Source organism: Lentzea chajnantorensis (genome assembly GCF_054300775.1).
Window position 1 is genome coordinate 4007587 of record NZ_JBSDZT010000002.1, and the last position, 23211, is coordinate 4030797.

The 23211-nt window shown below is 72.6% G+C and carries 21 protein-coding genes; 16 read left to right on the forward strand and 5 right to left on the reverse strand.

Features of this window, described 5'->3' with window-relative positions; genetic code table 11:
- Positions 1–7 precede the first annotated feature (7 nt).
- A complete protein-coding gene (locus tag ACVDFE_RS20300) occupies positions 8–1441 on the reverse strand; it encodes an MFS transporter (protein ID WP_458431431.1) in 1434 nt (477 codons plus the stop codon).
- 52 nt (positions 1442–1493) lie between these two features.
- Here ACVDFE_RS20300 and ACVDFE_RS20305 point away from each other — a divergent pair, with 52 nt between their 5' ends.
- The gene (locus ACVDFE_RS20305; RefSeq protein WP_458431432.1) at positions 1494–2201 is read left to right on the forward strand and encodes a TetR/AcrR family transcriptional regulator; all 708 of its coding nucleotides are present in this window, start codon (positions 1494–1496) and stop codon (positions 2199–2201) included.
- A 37-nt stretch (positions 2202–2238) separates the two neighbouring features.
- Here ACVDFE_RS20305 and ACVDFE_RS20310 read toward each other — a convergent pair whose 3' ends face one another.
- Positions 2239–3273, reverse strand: a complete 1035-nt coding sequence (locus ACVDFE_RS20310) for an NAD(P)-dependent alcohol dehydrogenase (protein ID WP_458431433.1) — start codon at positions 3271–3273, stop codon at positions 2239–2241.
- Positions 3274–3366: 93 nt separating this feature from the next.
- On the opposite strand from ACVDFE_RS20310, the gene ACVDFE_RS20315 reads away from it, so the two are divergent.
- The 6 genes from ACVDFE_RS20315 (at position 3367) to ACVDFE_RS20340 (ending at position 11949) form a co-directional block, all read left to right on the forward strand.
- The gene (locus ACVDFE_RS20315; RefSeq protein WP_458431434.1) at positions 3367–3951 is read left to right on the forward strand and encodes a TetR family transcriptional regulator; all 585 of its coding nucleotides are present in this window, start codon (positions 3367–3369) and stop codon (positions 3949–3951) included.
- A 64-nt stretch (positions 3952–4015) separates the two neighbouring features.
- Positions 4016–4836, forward strand: a protein-coding gene (locus ACVDFE_RS20320) for an IS5 family transposase (RefSeq protein ID WP_458430872.1) whose coding sequence is annotated in 2 segments (ribosomal slippage) — positions 4016–4376 and positions 4376–4836 — 822 coding nt in all. Because the reading frame shifts where the segments join, the coding sequence is not laid out codon by codon here.
- Positions 4837–5044: 208 nt separating this feature from the next.
- On the forward strand, positions 5045–6256 hold the full coding sequence (locus ACVDFE_RS20325) for a S8 family peptidase (protein ID WP_458431435.1): 1212 nt from the start codon (positions 5045–5047) through the stop codon (positions 6254–6256).
- A 146-nt stretch (positions 6257–6402) separates the two neighbouring features.
- Positions 6403–7275 (forward strand): XRE family transcriptional regulator, encoded by an 873-nt coding sequence (locus ACVDFE_RS20330; RefSeq protein ID WP_458431436.1) that lies wholly within the window; start codon positions 6403–6405, stop codon positions 7273–7275.
- A 156-nt stretch (positions 7276–7431) separates the two neighbouring features.
- On the forward strand, positions 7432–8994 hold the full coding sequence (locus ACVDFE_RS20335; RefSeq protein ID WP_360392930.1) for a hypothetical protein: 1563 nt from the start codon (positions 7432–7434) through the stop codon (positions 8992–8994).
- Between the two features lie 141 nt (positions 8995–9135).
- A complete protein-coding gene (locus tag ACVDFE_RS20340; RefSeq protein WP_458431437.1) occupies positions 9136–11949 on the forward strand; it encodes a helix-turn-helix transcriptional regulator in 2814 nt (937 codons plus the stop codon).
- Positions 11950–12376: 427 nt separating this feature from the next.
- Here ACVDFE_RS20340 and ACVDFE_RS20345 read toward each other — a convergent pair whose 3' ends face one another.
- Positions 12377–14824 carry a penicillin-binding protein gene (locus ACVDFE_RS20345; protein ID WP_360392936.1) on the reverse strand — a complete coding sequence of 816 codons (2448 nt, stop codon included), beginning with the start codon at positions 14822–14824 and terminating at the stop codon, positions 12377–12379.
- Positions 14825–15040: 216 nt separating this feature from the next.
- Here ACVDFE_RS20345 and ACVDFE_RS20350 point away from each other — a divergent pair, with 216 nt between their 5' ends.
- The gene (locus ACVDFE_RS20350; protein ID WP_458431438.1) at positions 15041–15847 is read left to right on the forward strand and encodes a lysozyme; all 807 of its coding nucleotides are present in this window, start codon (positions 15041–15043) and stop codon (positions 15845–15847) included.
- Between the two features lie 3 nt (positions 15848–15850).
- Positions 15851–16288: a hypothetical protein gene (locus tag ACVDFE_RS20355; protein ID WP_360392940.1), complete on the forward strand. Its 438-nt coding sequence runs from the start codon at positions 15851–15853 to the stop codon at positions 16286–16288.
- A gap of 63 nt (positions 16289–16351) precedes the next feature.
- Here ACVDFE_RS20355 and ACVDFE_RS20360 read toward each other — a convergent pair whose 3' ends face one another.
- Positions 16352–16720, reverse strand: coding sequence for a hypothetical protein (locus ACVDFE_RS20360; RefSeq protein WP_360392943.1), 369 nt, complete (start codon positions 16718–16720; stop codon positions 16352–16354).
- A gap of 423 nt (positions 16721–17143) precedes the next feature.
- Between ACVDFE_RS20360 and ACVDFE_RS20365 the strand changes: the two genes are divergently transcribed.
- From ACVDFE_RS20365 to ACVDFE_RS20380, 4 genes are read left to right on the forward strand one after another with little or no spacing between them, the layout of a single operon-like run.
- Positions 17144–18541, forward strand: a complete 1398-nt coding sequence (locus ACVDFE_RS20365; RefSeq protein ID WP_458431439.1) for a hypothetical protein — start codon at positions 17144–17146, stop codon at positions 18539–18541.
- Positions 18538–19275, forward strand: coding sequence for a hypothetical protein (locus ACVDFE_RS20370; protein WP_458431440.1), 738 nt, complete (start codon positions 18538–18540; stop codon positions 19273–19275). The genes ACVDFE_RS20365 and ACVDFE_RS20370 overlap by 4 nt, the downstream gene beginning before the upstream one ends.
- Positions 19276–19288: 13 nt before the next feature.
- Positions 19289–20176: a DUF3152 domain-containing protein gene (locus ACVDFE_RS20375; protein ID WP_458431441.1), complete on the forward strand. Its 888-nt coding sequence runs from the start codon at positions 19289–19291 to the stop codon at positions 20174–20176.
- Positions 20173–21342, forward strand: a complete 1170-nt coding sequence (locus ACVDFE_RS20380) for a glycosyltransferase (protein ID WP_458431442.1) — start codon at positions 20173–20175, stop codon at positions 21340–21342. The genes ACVDFE_RS20375 and ACVDFE_RS20380 overlap by 4 nt, the downstream gene beginning before the upstream one ends.
- Here ACVDFE_RS20380 and ACVDFE_RS20385 read toward each other — a convergent pair.
- On the reverse strand, positions 21314–21667 hold the full coding sequence (locus tag ACVDFE_RS20385) for an STAS domain-containing protein (protein WP_458434366.1): 354 nt from the start codon (positions 21665–21667) through the stop codon (positions 21314–21316). The genes ACVDFE_RS20380 and ACVDFE_RS20385 overlap by 29 nt on opposite strands.
- A 332-nt stretch (positions 21668–21999) precedes the next feature.
- Here ACVDFE_RS20385 and ACVDFE_RS20390 point away from each other — a divergent pair, with 332 nt between their 5' ends.
- From ACVDFE_RS20390 to ACVDFE_RS20400, 3 genes are all read left to right on the forward strand, one after another.
- Positions 22000–22236 carry a hypothetical protein gene (locus tag ACVDFE_RS20390; protein ID WP_360392957.1) on the forward strand — a complete coding sequence of 79 codons (237 nt, stop codon included), beginning with the start codon at positions 22000–22002 and terminating at the stop codon, positions 22234–22236.
- Between the two features lie 139 nt (positions 22237–22375).
- Entirely contained in the window at positions 22376–22687 is a 312-nt protein-coding gene (locus ACVDFE_RS20395) for a hypothetical protein (protein WP_360392960.1), read from the forward strand.
- Between the two features lie 332 nt (positions 22688–23019).
- Positions 23020–23208, forward strand: a complete 189-nt coding sequence (locus ACVDFE_RS20400) for a hypothetical protein (protein WP_458431443.1) — start codon at positions 23020–23022, stop codon at positions 23206–23208.
- The last annotated feature ends 3 nt before the right edge of the window (positions 23209–23211 follow it).

Genomic DNA, 23211 nt, shown 5'->3' on the forward strand with positions numbered 1-23211 from the left:
CCGCCGTTCACACCCGCCGGGCGCGCACGAAGCCCCAGCCGACGAGGGCGGCCGACAGGGCGGTGAGCGCGAGACCGCCGATCGTGACGGCCCGCTCGAACTGCGCGGTCTGCGCGGCACTCCACCCCGGCTGGGCGATGCCGCCCGCGAACAGCACCGCGAGCACCGTGCCGCTGACGGCGACCCCGGCGGCGGCGGTGACCTGCGAGGCGGTGTCGACGAGAGCCGCGCCGATCGAGGTCCGGTTCTCCGGCAGGCCCTTCAGCACGTTCACGCCCGCGACCGCGCCGACCACGCGGATGCCGATGGCGACGAGCACGAGAGCGGCCGCGACCGGCGCGTAGCCGAGTCGCCCGAGCAGCGCGTACACCGCGAGGCCCGTCACGACGCAGCTCCCGCCGAGCCACGCCGCCCGGTCCAGGCCCACCGCGCGCACGAACCGGGTGACCAGCGGGCCACCGGCGATCAGCACGACGACCTGCGGCAGCATCCCGGCCGCCGCGAGCGCGGGGGACCAGCCCCAGTCGAGCTGCAGCTGCAACGTCACGAGGTAGGTGAGACCGGCCGCCGCCAGCCCGGTCGCCGCCTTGTGCGCGAGACCGCTGGCGACCAGCGGCCGTGCGACGAGCTTGAGGTCCAGCAACGGATGGCTGGCCGTGCGCGCGCGGACGACGTACAGAACCGCTGCCACGACCGTTGCGGCGGAGGCGGTCCACGGCAGCCACGACGAGGCGCCCCGTTCGACGAAGAACGTCGGCACGACCAGGGCGAGCACGATGGTCGCGGTGCCGAGCACGCCGCCGAGGAGGTCCGCCGGGTCGCGGTGCAGCTCGGCCGCGGTGTCGGCCTCGACGCCGCGGCCGATGCCGGCGAACGCCAGCACCGAGATCGGGACGTTGACCAGCAGCAGCGCCTGCCACGGCGCCACGGTCAGCAGGGCGCCGCCGAGCGGCGGGCCGATGGCCAGGCCGACGAGACCGACCGTGGAGATCAGCGTCATCGCGCGGACGCGCAGGTCGTCGGCGCGGAACAGCCGGAAGGCCAGCGCGATCGAACCGGGTGTGGTCATCGCGGCCGCGACGCCCATGACCGACCGCACCGCGACCAGCTCGCCCACGGACGTGACGAAGAGCGTCGCGAGGCTCGCGGCACCGAGCAGGACGAGCCCGGCGAGCATCACGCGGCGCCGCCCGACCCGGTCGGCCACGGCACCGAACACGAGCATCAGCCCGCCGAACACGACGGCGTAGGAGTTCGACACCCACTGCAGCGCGGTCGTCGAGGCGTGCAGGTCGCGGCCGATCGTGGGCAGCGCGACGGTGAGGATCGAGCCGTCGAGCATCTCGAACAGGAAGACGGCGGACAGCCCGGCGAGGGCGATCCACGCCTCCCGCAGGGAACCGGGGGAGCGCAGGCGGGGCTGCGCGGTGGAGGTTGACACGAACACCGTTCTACTTACGAACGCTGTTCGTGTCAACTGTAGGCTGGGTGACATGAACCGGAAGAGCGCCTCGGCACGCGACGAGTGGGCGGCGCAGATCGCGGCACTGGACGAGCAGCCCGCGGCGCGCAAGGAACCGATCACGGTCGGCCGCATCGTCGACACGGCCCTGCGGCTCGTGGAGACCGACGGCTACGCCTCGTTGACGATGCGCCGGGTCGCCGCCGCCCTCGACACCGGTCCGGCCTCGCTCTACGCGCACGTGCGCAACAAGGCCGAGCTCGACGACCTGCTCATCGGCGCGCTGGGCAAGCGGGTCGCGCTGCCCGCACCGGACGCCGAGCGGTGGCGGGCCCAGTTCGCCGACGTCTGCGGGCAGCTGCGCGACGAGTTCCTGCGCTACCCCGGCATCGCGCAGGCCGCGTTGTCGGCCGCGCCGAAGAACCTCGACACGCTCCGCATCACCGAGGGCATGCTCGGCATCCTGCTGGCCGGCGGCGTGGACCCGCAGGCGGCGGCGTGGACGATCGACGCGGCACTGCTGTACGTCAGCGCCTACACCGTCGAGGCGTCCCTGCGCCGGCACCCCGACGGCGGCCGGGACACGCGCGTCGTCGACCGCGCCGAGGCCCTGGCGCGGCTGCGGATGTTGCCGGTGAGCCGTTTCCCGCACACCGTCGAGCACGCCGACAAGATCGGCGCCGGCGAGGGCCACGACCGGTTCGACTTCGCCCTGGAGCTGCTGCTGCGCGGCCTCTGACCACCCGGCGGACGCGATCTCGCCGCGGCGCTCCGGTTCAGGACAGGTCGGACAGGTCCAGCACGAACCGGTACCGCACGTCCCCGCGCGCCAGCCGGTCCAGCGCCTCGTTCACCCGCGCCGACGGCAGGACCTCGACGTCGGCGGTGATGCCGTGGGTGGCGCAGAACTCCAGCATGGCGGTGGTGGCGGCCAGGCCTCCGCTGCCGGCGGAGCTGAGCTTCTTGCGGCCCACCAGCAGGTCCAGCGCCTCGACCGTGATCGGGCCGAGGTGCCCGACCTGGCTGAGCGTGCCGTCCAGGGCGACCAGGCCGAGGTACGGGCTCAGGTCGTGGGCGACCGGGATGGTGTCGAGGACGACGTCGAAGCGGTCGCGGGCCGCGGCCATCTGCCCGGGGTCGGTGGAGACGACCACGTCGTGCGCGCCGAGGCGGGTGGCGTCGGTCGCGCGGTCGGCCGAGCGGGTCACCACCGCGACCTCCGCGCCCAGGGCTGCCGCGAACTTCACGGCGAGGTGGCCGAGGCCGCCCAGGCCGCTCACCGCGACCCGCGTGCCGGGGCCGACTCCCAAGGCGCGCAACGGTTCCCACACCGTGATGCCCGCGCACAGCAGCGGCGCGGCGGCGGCCGGGTCCAGGCCGGGCGGCAGAGGATGGGCGAAGCTCTCGCGCACGACGTACTCGCGGGAGAAACCGCCCAGCGTCGTCGAACCGTCGTGCCGGTCCGTGCCGCCGTAGGTCAGCGTGGGGAACTCGCGGCAGAAGTTCTCCTGTCCCGCCAGGCACATCGGGCACGTGCCGCACGAGTCGACGATGTTGCCGACCGCGACCGGGTCGCCGACGCGGAAGGCGGTCACGTCCTGGCCGGTCTCGGTGACCACGCCGGTGAACTCATGGCCGGGCACCAGCACGGTCCCGCCGTCGTGGGCGCGCAGGGAGTGTAGGTCGGTGTGGCAGACACCGCAGTGGTCCACGCGCACCGCGATGTCGTCACGACGCAGGTCGCGGCGGGGGATCGGGGCGGCGCGCACCGTGGTCGCGTCGTGGGCCCGCCAGCCGGTGGTGGTCCTCATGGGCTCTCCTCCAAACAGACTGTTCTGTCTATTTCACGCTAACCCCAGGCGCCCGGCAAAGCAAACCAACTGTTCTGTCTGTAGGCTGGCACCATGTCCGACCAGCGGTTGACCGCCCGCGGCGAGGCCACGCGGCAGCGCATCATCGACGTCGCCACCCGCGAGTTCGCCGAGTACGGCATCGCCGGTGCCCGCATCGAGCGGGTCGTGGCCGCGGCACGGACGAACAAGGCCCAGCTCTACGGCTACTTCGGCAGCAAGGACGGGCTGTTCGACGCGATCTTCTCCGGGTCGCTGGAGCGGATCATGGACGTCGTCCCCATCGACGCCACCGACCTCGCCGGCTGGGCCGTGCGCCTGTACGACGAGTACCTGGAGCGGCCCGACCTGATCCGGCTCGCCACCTGGGCCCGGCTGGAACGCCGCCCCACCGGCCACCTCGTCGCCGACGCCGACCGGGTGGACGCGGGCAAGCTGGAGGCCATCGCCCAGGCGCAGGCCGCCGGGCTCGTCCGCGCCGGCGAGCCGTTCGACGTGATGGCCGTGGTGATCGCCATGTCCATGGCGTGGTCGCCGGTCAGCAACGTGTACGCGGCCACCGCCGACGAAGCCGCCGAGGAGCACGAGCGGCGCCGGGCGTTCCTGCGCGACAGCGTGCACCGCGCGGTAGCGCCCTAAGAGTTCCTAACAGAATGATCAACGTGGTGGCGTGCAGCATGTCGGATGTGGATCATGTTTGACCGTGAGGAGGGGTCAGTCGCCGCCGTGGATCGTCTCGGACGATCTGTGGGAGCGGATCGAGCCGTTACTGCCGGTGGTGCCGCGCAGGCCGCGTAATCCTGGTCGTAAGAGGATGCCGGACCGGCAGGTGCTGTGCGGAATTCTGTTCGTGCTGCACACCGGGATCCAGTGGGAGTTCCTGCCGCAGGAGTTGGGCTTCGGCTCCGGGATGACCTGCTGGCGGCGGTTGCGCGACTGGAACGAGGCTGGCGTGTGGTCGCGGCTGCATGAGCTTCTGCTGGCGGAGTTGCACTCGGCGGGCAGGCTGGACTGGGACCGGGCAGTGATCGACACCTCGCACGTCCGTGCTGCTCGACGCGGCCCAAAAGCGGGCCGAGCCCGGTCGACCGCGCCCGGCCGGGCTCCAAACACCACGTCCTGACCGACGGCGGGGGCATCCCGCTCGCGGTCCTGCTCACCGGCGGCAACCGCAACGACGTCACCGGTCTCGAGCCGCTACTGGACGCGGTGCCCAACGTGCGCGGCAGACGGGGCCGGCCGCGCCGACGCCCGAGGACGGTCTACGCCGACCGCGGCTACGACCACGACAAGTACCGCAGACGCCTGCGCGCCAGGGGAATCACGCCGCGGATCGCTCGCCGCGGCGAGTCCCACGGCTCCGGCCTGGGGACAGTCCGCTGGGTCGTGGAGCGCACGATCGCCTGGTACCACGGTATGAAACGCCTGCGCATCCGCTGGGAACGCCGCGACGACATCCACGAAGCCTTCCTCGGCCTCGCTACCTGCATCATCTGCTACCGCCACGTCCAACGATTCTGTTAGGACCTCTAAGACCGTCCACGTACCGGATAACGGATAACGGTCGTTCGCCCGCCGTTAGCGGTAGGTGGTGCGGTACGTGGTCGTCCCGGCCGCAGCTTTGAGTGTTGTCGGCTGCACAACCGCACTTTTACGTTCGTGGAGCGGAGCAACCGCGGTCACCACCGCGGTCCCTGAACCCGCATCCCCTGCGAAGTAAAGGTGCACGTCGATGCGCAACAAAATCATGAGGGCGGTCGCCTGCGCGGCCGCCGCGGCCGGTGTGGTGGCGATGACCGCCGGCACCGCCGCGTCGCAACCCGAGGCCGGACCCGCGATCCTGAACGCGGGTGCCTCGGACGCCGTGGCCGACCGCTACATCGTGGTGTTCAAGGGCGAGGACAACGTTGACGCCTCGGCCGCGGCGATGGTCCAGCGGTACGGCGGCACGGTGCGCAAGACCTACGACCGGGTGGTCGACGGCTACTCCGCCACCATGTCGGCGACCCAGGCCGCGAAGCTCGCCAAGGACCCGAAGGTCGCCTACGTCCAGCAGGTCAACCGGATGTCCACGATGGACACCCAGACGCCGACGCCGAACTGGGGCGTGGACCGGATCGACCAGCGCGACTACCCGCTCGACAGGAGCTACAGCTACCCGTCGAGCGCGGGCCAGGGCGTGCGGATCTACATCCTCGACAGCGGCATCAACGCGAGCCACAGCGAGTTCACCGGCCGGATCGCGGCGGGCTACGACTACGTCGACGACGACCGCACGCCCCAGGACTGCAACGGCCACGGCACCCACGTCGCCGGCACCGCGGCGGGCACGAAGTACGGCGTGGCCAAGAAGGCGACGATCGTGCCGATGCGCGTGCTCAACTGCAAGGGCGACGCCTACGACGACGACATCCTCGCGGCCGCCGACTGGGTCGCCAAGAACGCCGTGAAGCCCGCGGTGGTCAACTACAGCATCGGCTGCCGCCAGCGGTGCAACACCCCCGCCATCGACAACGCCGTCAAGGCCGTCGTGGCCAGCGGCGTGCAGTGGGTGCAGGCGGCGGGCAACTCCACCGACGACTCCTGCTACTACAGCCCGCAGAAGGTCGCGGCTGCCGTCACCGTCGGCAACGCGACCTGGGAGGACGAGCGCCGCTTCGACAGCAACTACGGCTCGTGCCTGGACATCTGGGCGCCGGGCACGGACATCGTGTCGGCCTCCTACTCCAGCACCACCGGCACGGCGACGATGTCGGGCACGTCGATGGCCTCGCCGCACGTGGCGGGTGCGGCGGCGCTGTACCTGGCGCGCAACACCTCCGCCACGCCGGCGCAGGTGCGTGACGCGCTCGTGCGCAGCGCGACCACCAACCGCCTGACGGGCATCGGGTCCAGCTCGCCCAACGCCCTGCTGTACACCGCGTTCCTCAACGGCGCGGCGTAACACCCCCTGAACGCACGGCGCCCGGCGAGACCAGGACTCGCCGGGCGCTGTGCCACCACACGACCGTCCACATCGCGAACCCCGCACTTGAACTCCCGCACGAAGCCGCCGACCATACCGGGACGACGAGTTCCAGGAGGCCGGTGATGTCCCAGGAGGTCGGCCGGGAACGGCTCGCGTCGTTCGCCGAGGCGCTGGACGCCGCGATCACCGCCAGCGGGCTGACGCTCGACCGCGTCCGCCACCGGCTGGCCGAGCAGGGCACCGAGATCGGCATCGCCACCCTGAGCTACTGGCGCCGCGGCCACCGCCGCCCCGAGGGGCCGGAGTCGTTGCGCGCGGTGCAGCTGCTGGAACGGGTGCTGGGCCTGCCACCGGCCTCGCTGGTCGTGCTGCTGGGCGCGCCACGCCCGCGCGGGCGCTGGGTCACCCGGCCGGACAGCCCGCACGTCGCACCGCTCGTCGCCGAGCTCGACGACCCGGACGAGGGCCGGTGCGGGCTCGTGTCGGCGCACGACGTCTTCACCGTGCGCGTCGACCGCACCGAACGCGGTGTGCGGTCCAGGGTGGTCCTGCGCGGGCTGAGCGGACTCGTCCACCGGTACCTGGTGCGCTACGAGGCCGACGAACCGGGCACCACGCCCGCGTTGACGGCCGTCGACTTCTGCCGCGTCGGCCGGACGGTGGTCGCCGCCGCCTCCGGGCTGATCGTGGCCGAGCTGCTGCTGGACCGGCCGCTCAAACCCGGCGAGCACACCGTCGTCGAGTACGGGCTGTGCGCGCCGCCCGGTCCGCCGGTCGAGTTCTACTCCCGGCGCTTGCGCAGTCCCGTCGGCGAGTACGCGCAGCTGGTCCGGTTCGAAGGCGACCCACCGGCCGGCGGGCACACGTTCCGCAAGGACGGACCGGCCGCACCCGAGCACACCACCGAGCCGCTGCACGTCGGCGCGTCCGGCACCAGCGCGCTGGTCGTCCACGACGTGCGGCCGTGCGTGGTCGGCACCCGCTGGCACTGGTGACCGGTTTTTCACAGCATTGAGGCCGCGTCCCGGCCGTGGCGGCACCTTTTTCACACAATTGGCGAGGGCGTCCCGACGTCATTGCCGCGGCGGGCCCCGCGACCCATCCTTTCGGTCGTCACAACGGTGTGACCAGGCCCGGAAGGCTCCCCTGCAATGGTTCCCCACCTCATCACCGCCCTGGCGGTCGCGTCGGCGGCCGCGCTGGCCGTCCCCCTGCCCGCGACCGCCGCCGCCGCCGAGTGCCCGCCGGCACCCGAGTCCTGTGTGGACACGGAGCTCGCGCTGGACCGGCTGCCCGCCGTCGGCGAGTCCGCGACCGCGACCCTGCACCTGCGCCCGAAGGCCCGCGTCGACCGGGCCCAGCTCGTCGTGCGGCTGCCGGCCGGGTTGCGGCTGACCGACCGCGGCGGGCTCTCCGCACCGCGCACGGCCGGGTTCGGCACGGTCGCCGAGCAGTCGATCGGCCTGACCGCCGAGCGGACCGTGCGCTTCGGCGTCACGGCCGTGCAGGCGGGTCCCGCCCAGGTCGAGGCGACCGTGCGCACCGACGCCAGGCTGCGCCCCGCCCGGTCCGCCGCGACGCTCACCGTGGCCGGACAGCCCGGTGCGTCCAGGGCCGGTGCGGACGGCGCCGACATGGCCACCGTGTCGCGGACCGCGGTCCAGGACGCGCAGGCCGCGGCGAACCAGGTCTGCGCGAAGGGCAGCTACAGCCACGCCACCCCGGACAACACGTGGAAGCCCGTCCGCAACGCCGGTGTGCGCGTCGAGGGACGCATCACGGCCGGCAGCCAGGTCACGACCTACGGCACCGGCCTGACCAGCGCCCAGGACGGCTCGTACCGCGTGTGCTTCCCCGCCACGACCACCCTGTCCCAGGTGTGGGTGCGCTTCACCGCCGACTCCGGCCTGTGGCAGGTGCGGCCGTTCACCACCAGCACGCCCTACACCAGCTACACCGCGGCCAGGACCTCGGTCGCCACCGGCACCGAGGTCGACTTCGGCGCGACCGCCCCCGCCGACTTCCAGATGCGCGGCTGGCGGGCGTTCGACACCATCACCCGCCTGTGGGGCGTGCACGGCCAGAGCCGGTGCTGGACCGGCGCCGAGACCGGGACCTGCCGCAAGCTCTCCCTCTGGTGGCACCCGGACAGCACGGTCGGTGCCCACTGGGACAACTCCGTCGCCCTCCCTGACCGCCACGTCGAGCTGGCCGCCGCCGACCCCGACTCCGAGCACCTCGTCATCCACGAGGCCGGGCACGGGCTGATGGACGTGCTCCACCAGGGGTGGTGGCCGCGGGACGACTGCCCCAGCCCGCACTACCCGAACCGGGTCAGCGGCACGAACTGCGGGTGGACCGAGGGCTTCGCCAACGCACTGGCCGGCTACGTCATGGGCGACGGCAAGTACGTCTACGTCAACGGCGTCGAGGTCGACCTGATGAACACCCGCTGGTTCGACCCGTCCCAGCCGACCTCGGCCACCAACCTGCAGAACGGCGACCAGGTGGAGGCCAGGGTGGCGGGCGCGCTGATCCGGCTGTGGCGCGAGGTCGACAACGGGCCGGTGCGCACGTTCGACAGCCTCGCCGGCAACCGCACCAGCAACCTCCGCGAGTGGTTCCTCTCCCGCAGGCCCGCCGCCGGGCTGGACGTGTCCGCGTCGACCCGCAACCTCGTCTACCGGCACACGATCGACTACCGCAGCGCGTAGGCGGTGAGCGCGGGACGTCGCCGGTGGGCTCACGGCGGCGTCCCGCGCTGCCGGGTTTCCGGCGGATTCCGCTCCCGCGCATCCCGTTCCGGCCCTGGGCGCCTCTACACCGGTGAACGCACGTTCGTCCGGAGGGACCACATGCCAGGAGCCCAGTCGTCGTCCACCCCCGCGGCCCTGGTGGGCCGTGCCGCCGAGCTGGGCCTGCTGCGGGCCGCCGTCGTGGGGCGCAGACCGGCGCTGGTGCAGGTGGAGGGCGAGGCGGGGGTCGGCAAGAGCCGGCTGGTGCGGGAGCTGGTCGCGGCCGTCGCGCCGGTGCTGCCGACCGTGCTGACCGGGCGGTGCCAGCGCACGCCGGAACCGTTCGTGCTGGGGCCGGTGCTGGAGGCGTTGCGCGGGCTGCGCGGGGTGCTGGCCGGTGGCGGGCTGTCGCCGGTCACCGCCGCGCTGCGGGCCGTCGTGCCGGAGCTCGCGGACGTGCTGCCGGCGCCGGTCACCGCCGCCGACCCGCGGTTCGACCGGCACCTGCTGTTCCGGGCGGTCCGCGAGGTGCTCGCGGTCGCGGGACCGGCGGTGCTCGTCGTCGAGGACCTGCACTGGGCCGACGAGGCGACGCTGGCGTTCCTGCGGTTCCTGCTGTCCGACCCGCCCGCGCGGCTGGCGGTCGTGATCACGTTCCGGCGCGAGGACGTGACCGGCGGGATGCCGCTGGGGACCGCGTTCCGGCCGGCCGCCGGGGTGACGACGGAGATCGTCGAGCTGGCGCCGCTGGACGTCGCGCAGGTCGGTGAGCTGGCCGCGGCGGTCCTGGGGGTGCCCGCGGTGGGCGAGGCGGTCGCCGCCGAGCTGCACGGACGCACGGCGGGGCTGCCGTTCGTCGTCGAGGAGGCCATCCGCGGTCACGGTGCGGGCCACGGCGGGGTGCCGGTGCTGGTGCGGGAGTCCGTGGCGGAACGGGTCGCGGCGCTCACGCCCGACGCGCGCCGGCTGGTCCGCGCGGCCTCGGTGTTCACCGAGCCGGTCACCGCGGAGCAGCTCGGCGAGGTGGCGGACCTGGCAGGGCAGCGGCTGCGCGCGGCGGTGGACGAGGCGCTGGCCCGCCCGGTGCTGCACCAGACGGGGGAGAACACCTACTGGTTCCGGCACGCGCTGGCCCGGCAGGCCGTGTACTGCGCCGTCGGCGTCATGCACCGCACCGAGCTGCACGCGCGGGCGGTCCGGTCGCTGGCCGCGGCTGACCCGCCACCGCTGGTGCAGCTGGCCGAGCACAGCCGCCTCGCCCACCGGCGCGACGAGTGGCTCACCTACGGCGAACGGGCCGCCGACCAGGCACTGGCCTCCGCCGACGCCACGACTGCCACCGCGTTGCTGCGGCTGCTGCTCGCCGAGGCGTCGCTGTCCGGTGCCGACGTCGACCGGCTGGGTGCCAAGCTGGGGGAGGCGTCGCTGCTGGGCCTGGACGTCGCCGCCTCGGTGGCGGTGCTCAAACCGCTGCTGGCCGACGAACGGCTCTCGCCCGCCGCGCGCGGTGAGGTGCGGATGCACCTGGGGCTGCTGCTGGCCCGCCAGTCCGACACCCTCGCCGAGGGCCGCGCGCAGCTGGAGCTCGCCGTCGACGACCTGGCAGGGCGTCCGGAGCTGGCCGCGAAGTGCGTGAGCGCGCTGGCCCAGCCGTTCAACGGCGACGCGCCGCTGCCGTCGCTGACCAGGTGGCTGCGCGAGGCCGACGCCATCGCCGGTCGCTGCGAGGACGGTGAGCTGCGCATCTCGCTCGTTGCCAACGTTGTCGGCTCGCTCGTGGCGGTCGGCGACCGGGCGGTGCTCGACCGGCTCGACAGCCTGCCGCGGGCGGGCCGCACCCTCGGCGAACAGCGCCAGGTCGCGCGGGCGCACTGCAACCTCGCCGACTCGCTCACCATCGTCGGCCGCTTCGACCAGGCGGGCGACCACCTGCGGTTCGGCACGCAGGCGGCACGGGACAGCGGCGCGCGGTACGTGCTGAGCACCGCGCACAGCACCGAGGTGCGGCTCGCCTGGTTCACCGGCGAGTGGGACGGGCTGGCCGAACGGGCGGCGGCGCTGCTGGCCGAGCACCGCGGGCTGGTGGCGGTGGCGGGCGAGCTGCACCTGGTGCTGGGCCTGCTCGCACTGGCCCGCGGCCAGTGGGCCGCCGCCGCGGCGCACCTGGAGCAGACCGGGGTGCGCACCCCGCGCGACGCCGTCACCCCGGTCGCGCTCGCCGGCAGCGCCGGTCTGGTCCGGCTCGCGCTGCGCGACGACGTGGCACGGGCCGGTCACGAAGCCGACGCGGGGCTCGCACTCGCGCGGCGCAAGCAGGTGTGGGCGTGGGCGGGGGAGCTGGCCGAGGCGGCGGTCGACGCCTACCTGGCCGCCGACCGCGTCCACGACGCCAGGGACGTCGTGCGCGACCTGGAGGAGGGCATCGCACAGGCGGCCGCACCGCTGGCCGCCGCCGCGCTGCACTCCTGCCGGGGCGCCCTCGCCGCGCACACCGGCGGTGACGGGACACCGTGCTTCACCGCCGCCGCCCGCGCCTACGAGGACTGCCGGGCCCCCTACCTCGCGGCACTGGCGTGGGAACGGGCAGGCTCGCACCTGCTGCGCCGCGGTGGCAGCGCCGCGATCACCGCCTACACCCGCTGCGCCGACCGGTTCGAAGCGCTCGACGCCTCCCACGACGCGGCCCGCTGCCGCCACCTGCTGCGCGGCCTGGGCGCGGTCACCCCGTCCCGGCGCGGCAGCCGCGGCTACGGCGACGACCTCTCGCCGCGGGAACGGGAGGTGGCGCGGCTGCTGGTCGCCGGGCTCACGAACAACGAGATCGCCGAGGTGCTGTTCCTGTCACCGCGGACCGTCGAGCAGCACACGTCGAGCGTGCTGCGGAAGCTCGGGCTGGGCTCGCGGCGGGACATCCGGTCCGCGCACCTGGCCTGATCACGCTCACCGGACCGCCGCGCTCGGCCTCGACGGGGTGCCGGCGTTGGCCGGAGGCCGTTCTGCGATGCGGTGCCCGCCGGACCCGGCGCGACCGCGGTCCGTGTGCGTCGGGTCAGCGCCGCTCGGACGATCTGGACGTGGACGGGCCGCCGCGCTCGGCGGCGGCCGGGACGACTAGGTCCTCGGCCTCGACGGGCCGTCGGCGTTGCCCGAAGGCCGTTCCGCGATGCGGTGCCCGCCGGACCCGGCGCCGGTGTCCGCCAGCTCCGGCGCGACCGCGGTCCGTGCGCGTCCGGTCAGTGCCGCTCGGACGGTCTGGACGTGGACGGGCCGCCGCGCTCGGCGGCGGCCCGGACGACCACACCCTCGGCCTCGACGGCGAGCACGGCCCGCACCCGAGCTGAGACCACCGGCGAGAACCGCGTCAGCCGGTGGGCGCGGAGGACGGTGGCTCCTCCGCCGGCGAGGACACCGGTGCCACCGGCTCCGGCCGCGGCGCGGTCGTCTCCGGGGTCGTCGGCGCCGCCGGGGCCGGCCGGGGAGCGCCGTTGCTGACCGACAGCGTCACCGCCGTGCCGCGGATCGCGATCCCCTGCGGCGACTGGGAGATCACCGAGCCGGACGGCTTCGTCGAGCTGACCGACACCGTCGACACCTGGTACCCGGCCTCGCGCAGCATCGCCGTCGCCTTCTCCAGGTCCGCGCCCACCACGTCCGGGATCTTCTGCTGCTGGTCGCCATGCCGGTAGCGGTCCTCCACCTCCGGCAGCGGCTTCTCCGGCAGGTCCGCGTGCACCGTCATCATCGTCTGGTACCAGGTGGCCGCGGGAGCCGTGCCGCCGTAGATGTTGCCCTCCGGGCACAGCCGCGGCGGGCCCGAGCTGATGCAGATGCCCTGCGGCGAGGTGCTGTCGTTGAACACCTGCACGGCGCCCGCGTAGTCGGGGGTCGCGCCGATGTACGCGGCGGACTTGTACTCCTCGGTCGTGCCGGTCTTGCCCATCATCGGGCGCGTCCAGCCCGCCTGGCGCGCGGCGTACGCGGTGGTGCCCATGCCCTTGTTGTCCTCGCTCAGGCCGACGGCCAGCGCGTTGGCGAGCGGTTCGGCCACGGCCTGCTCGCACGGCGGTTTGACCAGCTCCACGGGCTTGCCGTCGCGGTCGTAGACCTTGCGCACCGGCGTGGGCTTGCACCACTTGCCGCCGCTCATGATCGTCGCGGCGACGTTCGCGAGCTCCAGGGTGCTCGACGGGGCCGGGCCGAGGGTGAACGACGCGTTGGCGTTGGCCTTGTAGTACTCGGCCTGGGAGACGCGCAGCTCCTTGACGGCCTTGGGGTCCGGTGCCACACCGGCGATGTTCGTGGCCATCGTCTTGCGCATCCCCAGCCGGGAGGCCATGTCCACCACCGCGTCCAGGCCCGTCTTCTCCTCCAGGATCACGAACGCCGTGTTCGGCGAGGTCGCGAGTGCCTGGCGCAACGGCATCTGCGGCGGGTAGCGGTCGTTGTGGTTCGACAGGCAGTACCAGTAGGTGTTCGGCTCCCCGGTCGACGGGCAGGACGCCGCGCCGCCCTTGAACACCCGCGAGGTGTAGGAGTTGGGGGAGGGGATGACCGTGTCGATGCCGATGCCCTTCTCCAGCGCGGCGGCCGCGGTGAACACCTTGTACACCGAGCCCGTGCCGAACTTGTTCTCCACACCGCTGGGCAGGTCGAACTGGGTCTGGAACTTCTCCTTGTCGAGGCCGTAGTCGCGGTTGGCCACCAGCGCCACGACCTCGTGGGAGTCCTTGCCGGGCTTGACGATCGCCATGGTGTTGGCCACGCCCGGCGTGTTCTTGGGCGCCTGCGCCTCGACCGCCTGCTTGGCCTGCTCGGTGATCTTCGGGTCCAGCGTGGTCTCGATGCGGTACCCGCCGATCTTGAGCTCCTCCAGGTTGAACCCGGCCTCGGTCAGGTACTCGATGAGGAACGAGCAGAAGAAGCCGTGCGACGGCCCGGCGCCGACGCACCCGGTCTGCAGCGGACGGACGGGTTCCTGCAGCCCGAGGGGCGCGGCCTTGTGCCGTTCGGCCTCCTCCTTGGGCAGCTTGTTCTCCGCCACCATCGCGTCGATGACGATGTTCCTGCGCTGCAGGGCCTTGTCCGGCCGCGCCTCCGGGTCGAGCGCGGTCGGGCTGTTGACCATGCCGGCGAGCGTGGCCGACTGCGTGACCGTCAGCTTGTCCGGCGTCGTGTCGAAGTACGCCTGCGCGGCGGCACCGATGCCGAAGATCGTCGAACCGAACGGCACCAGGTCGAGGTAGCGGGAGAGGATCTCGTCCTTGCTCAGCGCCACCTCCAGCCCCACCGCGATCCGCGCCTCCCGCAGCTTGCGGGACAGGCTCTGCTCCTGCGCGTCCTGCTGCGCGCCCTTGTCGGTGCGGGCCAGCACGTGCACGAGGTAGTTCTTCACGTACTGCTGGGTCAGCGTCGACGCGCCCTGCTCCACCTCACCGCTGGCGTTGTTGCGCGCGGCCGCCCGCAGCGTCGCGAGCCAGTCGACGCCGTTGTGCTCGTAGAACCTGCGGTCCTCGATCGCGAACAACGCGTCCTTCATGTGCGACGAGATCTTGTCCGGTGGCGTGCGCACCCGGTACTGGTCGTACAGGTACGCGATCGGCGTGCCGTCCTTGTCCACCACCGTCGTCATCAACGGCGGCTGGGTGTTCAGCATCTGGGCCAGTGTGGACTTCACCTGGTCGCTGATCCGGTTCGACACCGTGCCGATCGTCCCGGCGGCCGGGAAGAGGAGCCCCGCCACCAGAAGGCCGGCCGCCAGGCACAGCCCGGCGAGCTTTCCGACGCACGAAGCGATCCTCCTGCGGTCCACTGTCGACTCCCCTCGATGGTTCGGCCTCCGACGGTTACCCGCCGTCCCCGTGATCAGGCGCCCGCTTCGAATGAACCCGGTCCGCGAAACCGGTCACCGAGAGTGCTTTCCGGGCCGTCCGTCCACCCGCTCGTGTCAACCCGTGGGTGTCCGGTTTTTCCGTTACCGGCACGGGTAGCTGGCCATCAGACGATTCACACACGGGGAGGAAGTCCAATGCCGTCGCAACCAAGTGCTGGCCACCTCGTACTTCGCGCCGCCGCGGTCGCGCTGGTCGTGGGCGCGCTGTGCACCGCGCCCGCACAGGCGTCAGAAGGCGCCGAGGACCACTTCGCGGGCTCGCAGATCGCCAAGCACGAGGGCACCGGCGAGATGCTCATGACACCACCGGACCTCGGCGTGGGCCGGGTGGACGGGATCGACGTCAGCAGCCACCAGGGTGCCGTCGACTGGGGACACTGGTGGAACAACGGCAAGCGGTTCGCCTACATCAAGGCCACCGAGGGGACGAACTACAAGAACCCCAACTTCACCCAGCAGTACAACGGTTCCTACAACGTCGGCATGACCAGGGGCGCCTACCACTTCGCGTTGCCCGACCGCTCCGACGGCGCCACGCAGGCGCGGTACTTCGTCGCGAACGGCGGCGGCTGGTCGCGTGACGGCCGCACGCTCCCGGGAACGCTCGACATCGAGTACAACCCCTACGGCGGCGACACCTGCTACGGCCTGAGCCCCGCCGCGATGGTGGGCTGGATCAAGAGCTTCAGCGACACCTACCAGGCGCTCACCAAGCGCTGGCCGGTGATCTACACCTCGACGCTGTGGTGGGACAGGTGCACCGGCCGCACCGGTGACTTCAGCTCCACGAACCCGTTGTGGGTGGCCAGGTACGCGCCCTCGGTGGGCCCGATGCCGTTCCAGTGGCCGTTCCACACGATCTGGCAGTTCACGTCCTCACCGATCGACCAGAACGCCTTCAACGGCGGCGCCGACCGGCTAGCCGCACTGGCCACAGGATGAGCCATGAGCCTCTCGGCAAGCAGGTCGAACCTCATCTTGCTCGTGTTCCTCGCCGTGGTCTTCGCGGTGTCGTCGACACTCGTGGTGATCTCGGTGGTGCACATCGAGCGAACCGGCCTCGTGGTCGAGGGGATCGAGGACGGGTCGGTCGTGCCCGTCTCGGCGATGCGCAACGTCAGCGTCTCCGCGAGCGACCCCAGCGTGCTGAACGAGGTGGAGGTCCTCGTCGACGACACCGTGGTCGCGACCCGACGGGTCGGCGAACGGCTGGTGCTGAACGAGGTCAAGCTCGCGGAGGGCGACCACGTGCTGGTCGTCCGCGCCCCCAGCCCGACGTCGCTGTCGCTGACCGCGGAGGTCGCGTTCGAGTTCACCGTGGACAACACCTCGGAACCGTGGCGGGCCGGGCTCCAGGTGAGCACGCCCGCCGGCGGCTCCTGACAGGTGCCGGGTCTGTGCCGAGGTCCCGTTCGACGGGCGTCCCGCCCGTGCTCCCGGGCCGCCTCAGGCGTCGGCGGTCTCCGCGCACGCCACCACGGCGCGCGCGAGGTCGGCCGCGCGGTGCATCGCCTCCGCGTAGAGCGCCATCAGGCCCAGCGACTCGACGTGCCCGGCCAGCTCGCCGGTGTCGGCCACGTCGAGCCGGGTCTGCGCGGTGGCGCGCACGATCGAGGCCGTGGCGGCACCCATCCGCTGCGACAGCGCGGCGATGGCGCGCATGACGTCCTCGGCGTCGGCAGGGCTGATCGGCACCTCGGTGTCGTCGCCGACCAGGAGCCGCCCGAGGTCGGCGTCCCACGTGGCCGCCGCCGTGCACAGGGCGGTCGTGAACGGCCGCCAGTCGGCGTTGTCGAGTGCTCCGTGTTCGCTCACCGCATCCACCTCCAACCGGATTTGAACCGGGATACCCGAGGGTCACCGCCCTGCGCCCCCGTGACGGATGAACCGTCCACCAGAATTGATGACACTCCGTGAGGAATTCACTAGAGCGAGTGCATACCTGGTCCGGAACGACTGAATGGCCAGGTCGCGGGTACCTGCCGACCACGACACGACCACAGCCCACGTTCAGGGAAAGGACAGGGGCAATGGCTATCGACGAACTCCTGAACGAGGGCCACGACGGCTTCCGCACCCGCTGGCCCGGCTACGACCGCGCGCAGGTCGACGAGGCGTTCGCCCGCCTCGAGGAACAGCTGGAGGTCGCCTGCGCCGACCGCGACGCCGCCCTCGCCACCGCGGAGGACCTCGCCCGGCACCTCGAGGAAGCCCGCTCGGAAGCTCACCGAGTACCGCATGATCCACGCGGGGCACAGCAAGGAGAACGCCGTCTCCGGCTGCATCCGCTACCTGCTGCACGTCGCCCGCCGCAAGGCGGAGGAGATCGAGACCGACGCCCGCGCCCGCGCCGAGAACGCCGTGCAGCGCGCCGAGGAGGCCGCCGGCCGGCACGCCCGGCTCCTCGACGAGACCGAGCAGGAGACCCAGCGCCGCCTCGCGGAGGCGAGCCAGCGCGCCCGGCAGATCGTGGGAGAGGCGCTGGAGCAGTCCCGCTCCCTGCTCGCCGATCTCGGGGAACGGCAACGGTTGCTGGACCAGTGGTACACCGAGCTGGCGACCGTGCAGGGCCTGCCACTGCCCCGGCAGGCGGAACCGGAGCGGAAGCCGGGGGAGCAGGCACGTGCCGCGTGGGAGGAGCCCGAGCCGGAGGAGTCCGAGGCGGACGAGTCGCGCCGGGACGAGCTCGGGCAGGGTGGGGCCGACCGGGGTGAGTCCGGGATGGACGGTTCCCGCCGGGACGAGCTCGCGCGGAGCAGGTCCGGCCGGGGTGGGTCCGGAGTGGACGAGCTCCGGCGAGGTGAGTCCGGGGTGGGTGAGTCCGGTGTGGACGAACCCGGGTCGGGGAAGACCGGACGGGCGGAGCCGGGGCGGGTGAGGCCGGGTTCGACCGAGCTCGCACCGGCTGCGCTTGTGCGGACCGAGTCCGAGGACGCGAAGCCCGCGGTGGTGCGGCGCAGGCTGCGCAGGTCGGCGCTGGCCGAGCCCGCGTGGGCTGAGGTCGCGGTTCCCGAGCCCGCACAGGCCGAGTCGACGCTGACGATGGCCGCGTTGACCGAGCCCGCGGCTCCCGAGTCCGCGCCGCTCGAGTCGACGCTGACCATGGCCGCGGCGACCGAGTCCGCGTCGATCGAGCCCGCACCGGCTGGGACCGCGCTGGCCGCGGCTGCGCCGTCCGCGCCGCTCGACTCCGCTCCGGCCATGGCCGCGCTGACCGAGACCACCCCGGGCCTGCCCCTGCTGGACGAGCCCGCACCCGCGCCGGCCGAGTCGACGCTGGCCGACCCGGCCCTGGTCGAGAAGCTGTTCACCCACCCCGCACCGACCGACATCGCCCAGCCCGACACCGCTCAGTCCGACGCCGCACCGGCCGAGACGACGCTGGCCGACCCGGCCCTGGTCGAGAAGCTGTTCACCCACCCCGCCCAGCCCGACACCGCTCAGTCCGATGTCGCTCAGTCCGACGCCGCACCGGCCGACTCCACGGCCACCGAACCCGGCGCAGAACCCGGCACCGAGCCTGGCGCCGAACTCGACGCCGACCCCGCGTCCGGCCCCGCCGCCGTCACCGCGCCGCCCGAGGCGCCCGCCAAGACCACCCGCACCACCACCGACCCGCTGAGCGTGACCCGATGACCGCCATCGCCGACCGCCCCACCACCGACGACCTCACCACCGACGACCTCACCGCCGACCCGGCCGACGTCACCGCCACCTGCGTCGTCGTCGACCTCCAGGACTGCGGCGGCACGGGCGTCCGCTGGGCGGCCACGTGCGCCGAGGCGCTGGGCGTCGGCCTGGTGGTGCGGGCCGGGAACGCCCCGCACCGCGTGGCACAGCTCCTGGAGGGCCACCCGGACCTGACCGTCCACGTCGAACACCCCGACCAGCCGCCCGCGCGCTGGGAAGGCGGCCTGGTGGTCATCTCCCGCGCGACCGCCCAGGCCGCGCCGCCGCTCGCCGGACGGGACTGCCGCGACGTCGTGGTGGTGTGCGGGGAACCCGCCGCGCTCGCCGGGCGCTACGGTGTCGTGACCGCGGTCATCGACCCCGTGGGTGGTGAAGGTGTGCTGCGGCGGGCGGTCGTGCACTGCCGGGCGCGCCGGGCCACCCGGTTGCGGGTGCTGACGCGGCCGTACGCCGGTGTCGTCGACTCGCTCGACGCCGCCGACGTCGTCCACTCCGCGTGCCCGGACGTGATCGTCGAGCTGGTGCACGAGACCAGGTCCGTCGACGACGAGACCCGGCTCTACCCGAGCGACCTGCTCGTGGTGTCCGGGCGGGAACGCGGGCCGGCGGAGGGTCTGCAACCGGCCGCGCTCGCGGCCTTGCACCGCGCACCCTGCCCGGTGCTGTTCAGCTGCTCATGACGGGGGAACACCGATGACCACCGGCAGGATCGTCATGTACGTCTTCGCCGCGATGCTGGCGGGGGTGACGCTCGGCCTGCTGAGGAGCTGGCCGCCATCGGACGTGCAGAACGGTGTCGCGCAGCCCCAGGTCCCGGTGATCGACTCGCGCATCTCCGTGCGCCCTGGACCCTCCTCGACCAGCACGCCGCCGAGCCCGTCGAGCACACCGAGCCCGGCGCCCGGCACCGAGGTCCTCGCGCTCACCAGCCCGGACACCCCGAAGCCGGGACCCGACCTGCCGCCCGGCGAGTACGTGCGCGAGACGGGCGAGGGCTGGTGGCGGACCATCGCCGGCACCACCCCGCAGGTCGGGCGCGGGCAGGTGCACACCTACTCGGTCGAGGTGGAGCAGGGCGCGGTGCTGCCCTCGCAGCACCAGCCGTTCGCCGCCGCCGTGGACGCGGCGCTGGCCGACCCGCGCGGGTGGACGGCGTCGGGGACCGTCGCCTTCCGCCGGGTCGACGTCGAGGAACCCGACGTGCGCATCCGGCTCACCGCACCGGCGACCGCCAGGGCCACCTGCGGGTTCGAGCTGCCCTACGACACGTCCTGCTACATCGACGGGGTCGTGTACGTGAGCGCTCCGAGGTGGTTCCGCGGCGCCGAGTCGTTCGGGGGAGACCTGGCGGGCTACCGGAAGTACCTCGTCAACCACGAGGTGGGGCACCACCTCGGTCACGGCCACGAGGTCTGCCCGCAGGACGGCGCGCTCGCGCCGGTGATGATGCAGCAGACCCTCTCCGTCTCGAACGACCGGCTCGCCGAGGTCACCGCCGCCACCCCGCAGGGCAGGACGGTGCCGCGCGACGGCAGGACGTGCCGGCCCAACCCGTGGCCGAACCCGGAGGTGACCAGGTGAAGATCGCGATGGTCTCGCTGCAGACCAACCCGTTGACCGCACTGACCGACCCGGACGCGGCCGGCCCGCGCCTGCACGTCGCGAAGCTCGCCGAGGCGCTGCGCCGGCAGGGCCACGAGGTGACCGCGTACACCCGCCGGACCGACCGCAGGCTGCCGCAGCGGGTGCGCGTCGCCGACGGGTTCGCCGTCGTGCACGTGCCGGCCGGCCCGGAGCAGCCACTGGAGGAGGACGTCGTCGTCGCGCACATCGGGGAGTTCGTGCGGCGGCTGCAGGGGTGCTGGTCCGGTGCGGCGGCACCCGACGTCGTGCACGCCCACCACTGGACGTCGGGGCTCGCGGCGGTGCTCGCCACCCGGTCGAGTGGAATCCCGGTCGTGCAGAGCTTCCACGCACCCGTCGGCGGCGACTCCGCCGGACCGGAGCGGCTGGTCGGGCGCACGGCAGCGGCCGTGATCGCCACGTCGGGGCACGAGGTGGACGAGCTCGTCCGGCTGGGCCTGCGCCGTTCCGCGATCACCACGGTGCCGTGGGGTGTCGACGCGGACGTCTTCACGCCGACCGGCCCGGCCGCACCGCGCACCGGGATGTGCCGCGTTCTCGCGGTGAGCGAGCTCGGCCCCGACGCGGGGGTGGACGACCTCATCGGCGCGCTGCCCGCGGTGGCGTGGACCGAGCTCGTCGTCGCCGGCGGCGCGGACGGCTCCGAGCTGCGCCGGCTGCGCGCCCTGGCCGTCAAGCTCGGCGTCGCCGACCGCGTCACCTTCCGCGGCCCCGTCCCGCACGCGGAGCTGCCCGCCCTCTACCGCTCCGCGGACGTCGTGGCGTGCCCGCAGCGGCGCGAACCGTTCGGCGTGGCCGCGCTGGAGGCGATGGCCTGCGGTGTGCCGGTCGTGGCCTCGGCGGTGGGCGGCCTGGCCGAGAGCGTCGTGCACGGCGCCACCGGACTGCTCGTGCCACCGCGGGAACCCGGCCTGCTGGCACGGGCGCTGCGGTCACTGCTGCGCGACGACGTCCGGCGCCAGGAGCTCTCCTTCGCAGCCCAGGACCGCGCCCGCGTGCGCTACGCGTGGGAGCGGGTGGCGCTGGAGACGGCCACGACCTACGAACGGGTGATGTCCGCGAGCGGACCGGTGGTCACTCGGTGGCAGAAGACGCCGGTGTGAACGCCCCGACCGCGGTCGGCACATCGGCGAACATCGTCAGCAGCTCGTGCAGCCCGGTCATCTCGATGGGCTGCCGCGCGGCGCGTTCGCTCGCCACGACGCCGAACGCGACCCCGGACTCCGCCGCGAGCCGGTTGACCGCCACGAGCACGGACAGGCCCGCCGAGTCGAAGAACTCCACCGCGAGCTCCAGCACCAGTCCCCGCGGGCGCGCCTCCAGCTCCTTCGCCAGTGCGCCGTGCACCTGGTCGGCGTTGGTCATGTCGACCTCGCCGGCCAGCCGCACGACGGCGACACCGTCCTGCGCCGAGACCGCTATCCGCATCACCAGTTCGCCTTCCGCTCCCGACAAGCATCCCGGTCGCGGACGCGCGATGCACGACCGGTGTCCGTGACGACGCGGGCCGGCGACCGGCGGCCGGCGCACCGGCCATCCCCGCCGCCATTTCCGGCACCAGTCCGGTTCCTGTGCCGAAAATTCCCCAAACGCGGGAAACGCAAGATCACTCGATCGAGTGGTGAATTGTATTCGTTCACACCATCGCGTGATGTCTGATTTTGCGTTCCGAGAGCACTTGGATACGGTTCTCGCGGAGTTGCGGCCGGTTCGATTTTCTCGGCGCATTCCGATCGATTCAATCACTCAAGGAGATTTTCGTGCTGAAGAAGGCAGGGGCGGCCGTCGCTATCGCGGGCGCTTTCCTCGGTTTCGGTTCGCAGGCGCTGGCCGACACCCCCGAGCTGGACATCACCGACCAGGTGGGTGTTGCGGACCTGAACGACTCCGAGGTCCTCAGCGACCTCAACGCCTGCTTCATCGACGTCAACGTCATCGCGGTGCCGGTCCTGTCGGACAACGACAGCGGTCTGTGCGGCAACCCCGACGACAAGTGACGCGACGGCGCAACCCAGGTTGCGCCGTTGTCGTGGGTGGGAGCGGGGCCGAGGCCGGGGTGCCGCACTCCGTTCCCCTTCTCCAGCACCTGCACGTAGTCAGACCCAACCACGAGTGCTCGAAGAGGAGCGATTCTCCATGCTGAAGAAGACTGTTGCCGCTGCTGTTGTCGGTGCTGCTTTCCTGCTGGTCGGCACGCCGGCGTTCGCGGGTGAGTCCGAGGACTTCGGCCACATGATGGCGATGGCCGCCGAGTACGACCACACCCACCAGGTCGGCCTGCTGAACCTGGAGGACTCCGAGGTCCTCAGCGACATCAACGTCTGCCACGTCGACGTCAACGTCATCGCGGTGCCGATCCTCTCGAACAACGACAGCGGCGTCTGCGCGAACCCGGACACCGACATCGACGTGGTCGAGGCCCACGCCCACGACGGCGACGACGACTGATCGTCTGACCGCTGCGTGACCCCGACCGTTTCGGCGATGTCCGGACGTCCGGTTCCGTTTTCTCGAACACGACGCGGGTGACCTGGGCGAACATCGCGACTGAGGTCGGCGGGTGCCGGTTCGCGGTTCAGCGGACCGGTGGTCCCCACCAAGCAGCGCCCGGCTGGGCAAACCAGCCGGGCGCTGCTTCGCGTTCGGAACCCGTCGATTTGCCGGTGACCTCCGCAGCCGGGCAACGACATTGTTCCGCTTGCCACGACGTGGCGTCACCCGATCTCGCGGTTTGCAGGTTTTCGGTCCTTTTCCGCGATTCTTGCCGCCACAATGTCCGCATGACTGGTACGCCGATCTTCGATGAGCTGTACGCCAAGTACGTCACCGGCGCGCCTCACGCCGGGGCGGCGGTCGCGGAACGGCCCGTCCTGCCTCCTCCGGCGACGGCGAGAGACGAGCGACAGCACCCGCCCGCGGTGCAGCACCACCACGCGGCCAAGCACGAGGCGTTCGTGTGGCCGAGCTGAGCA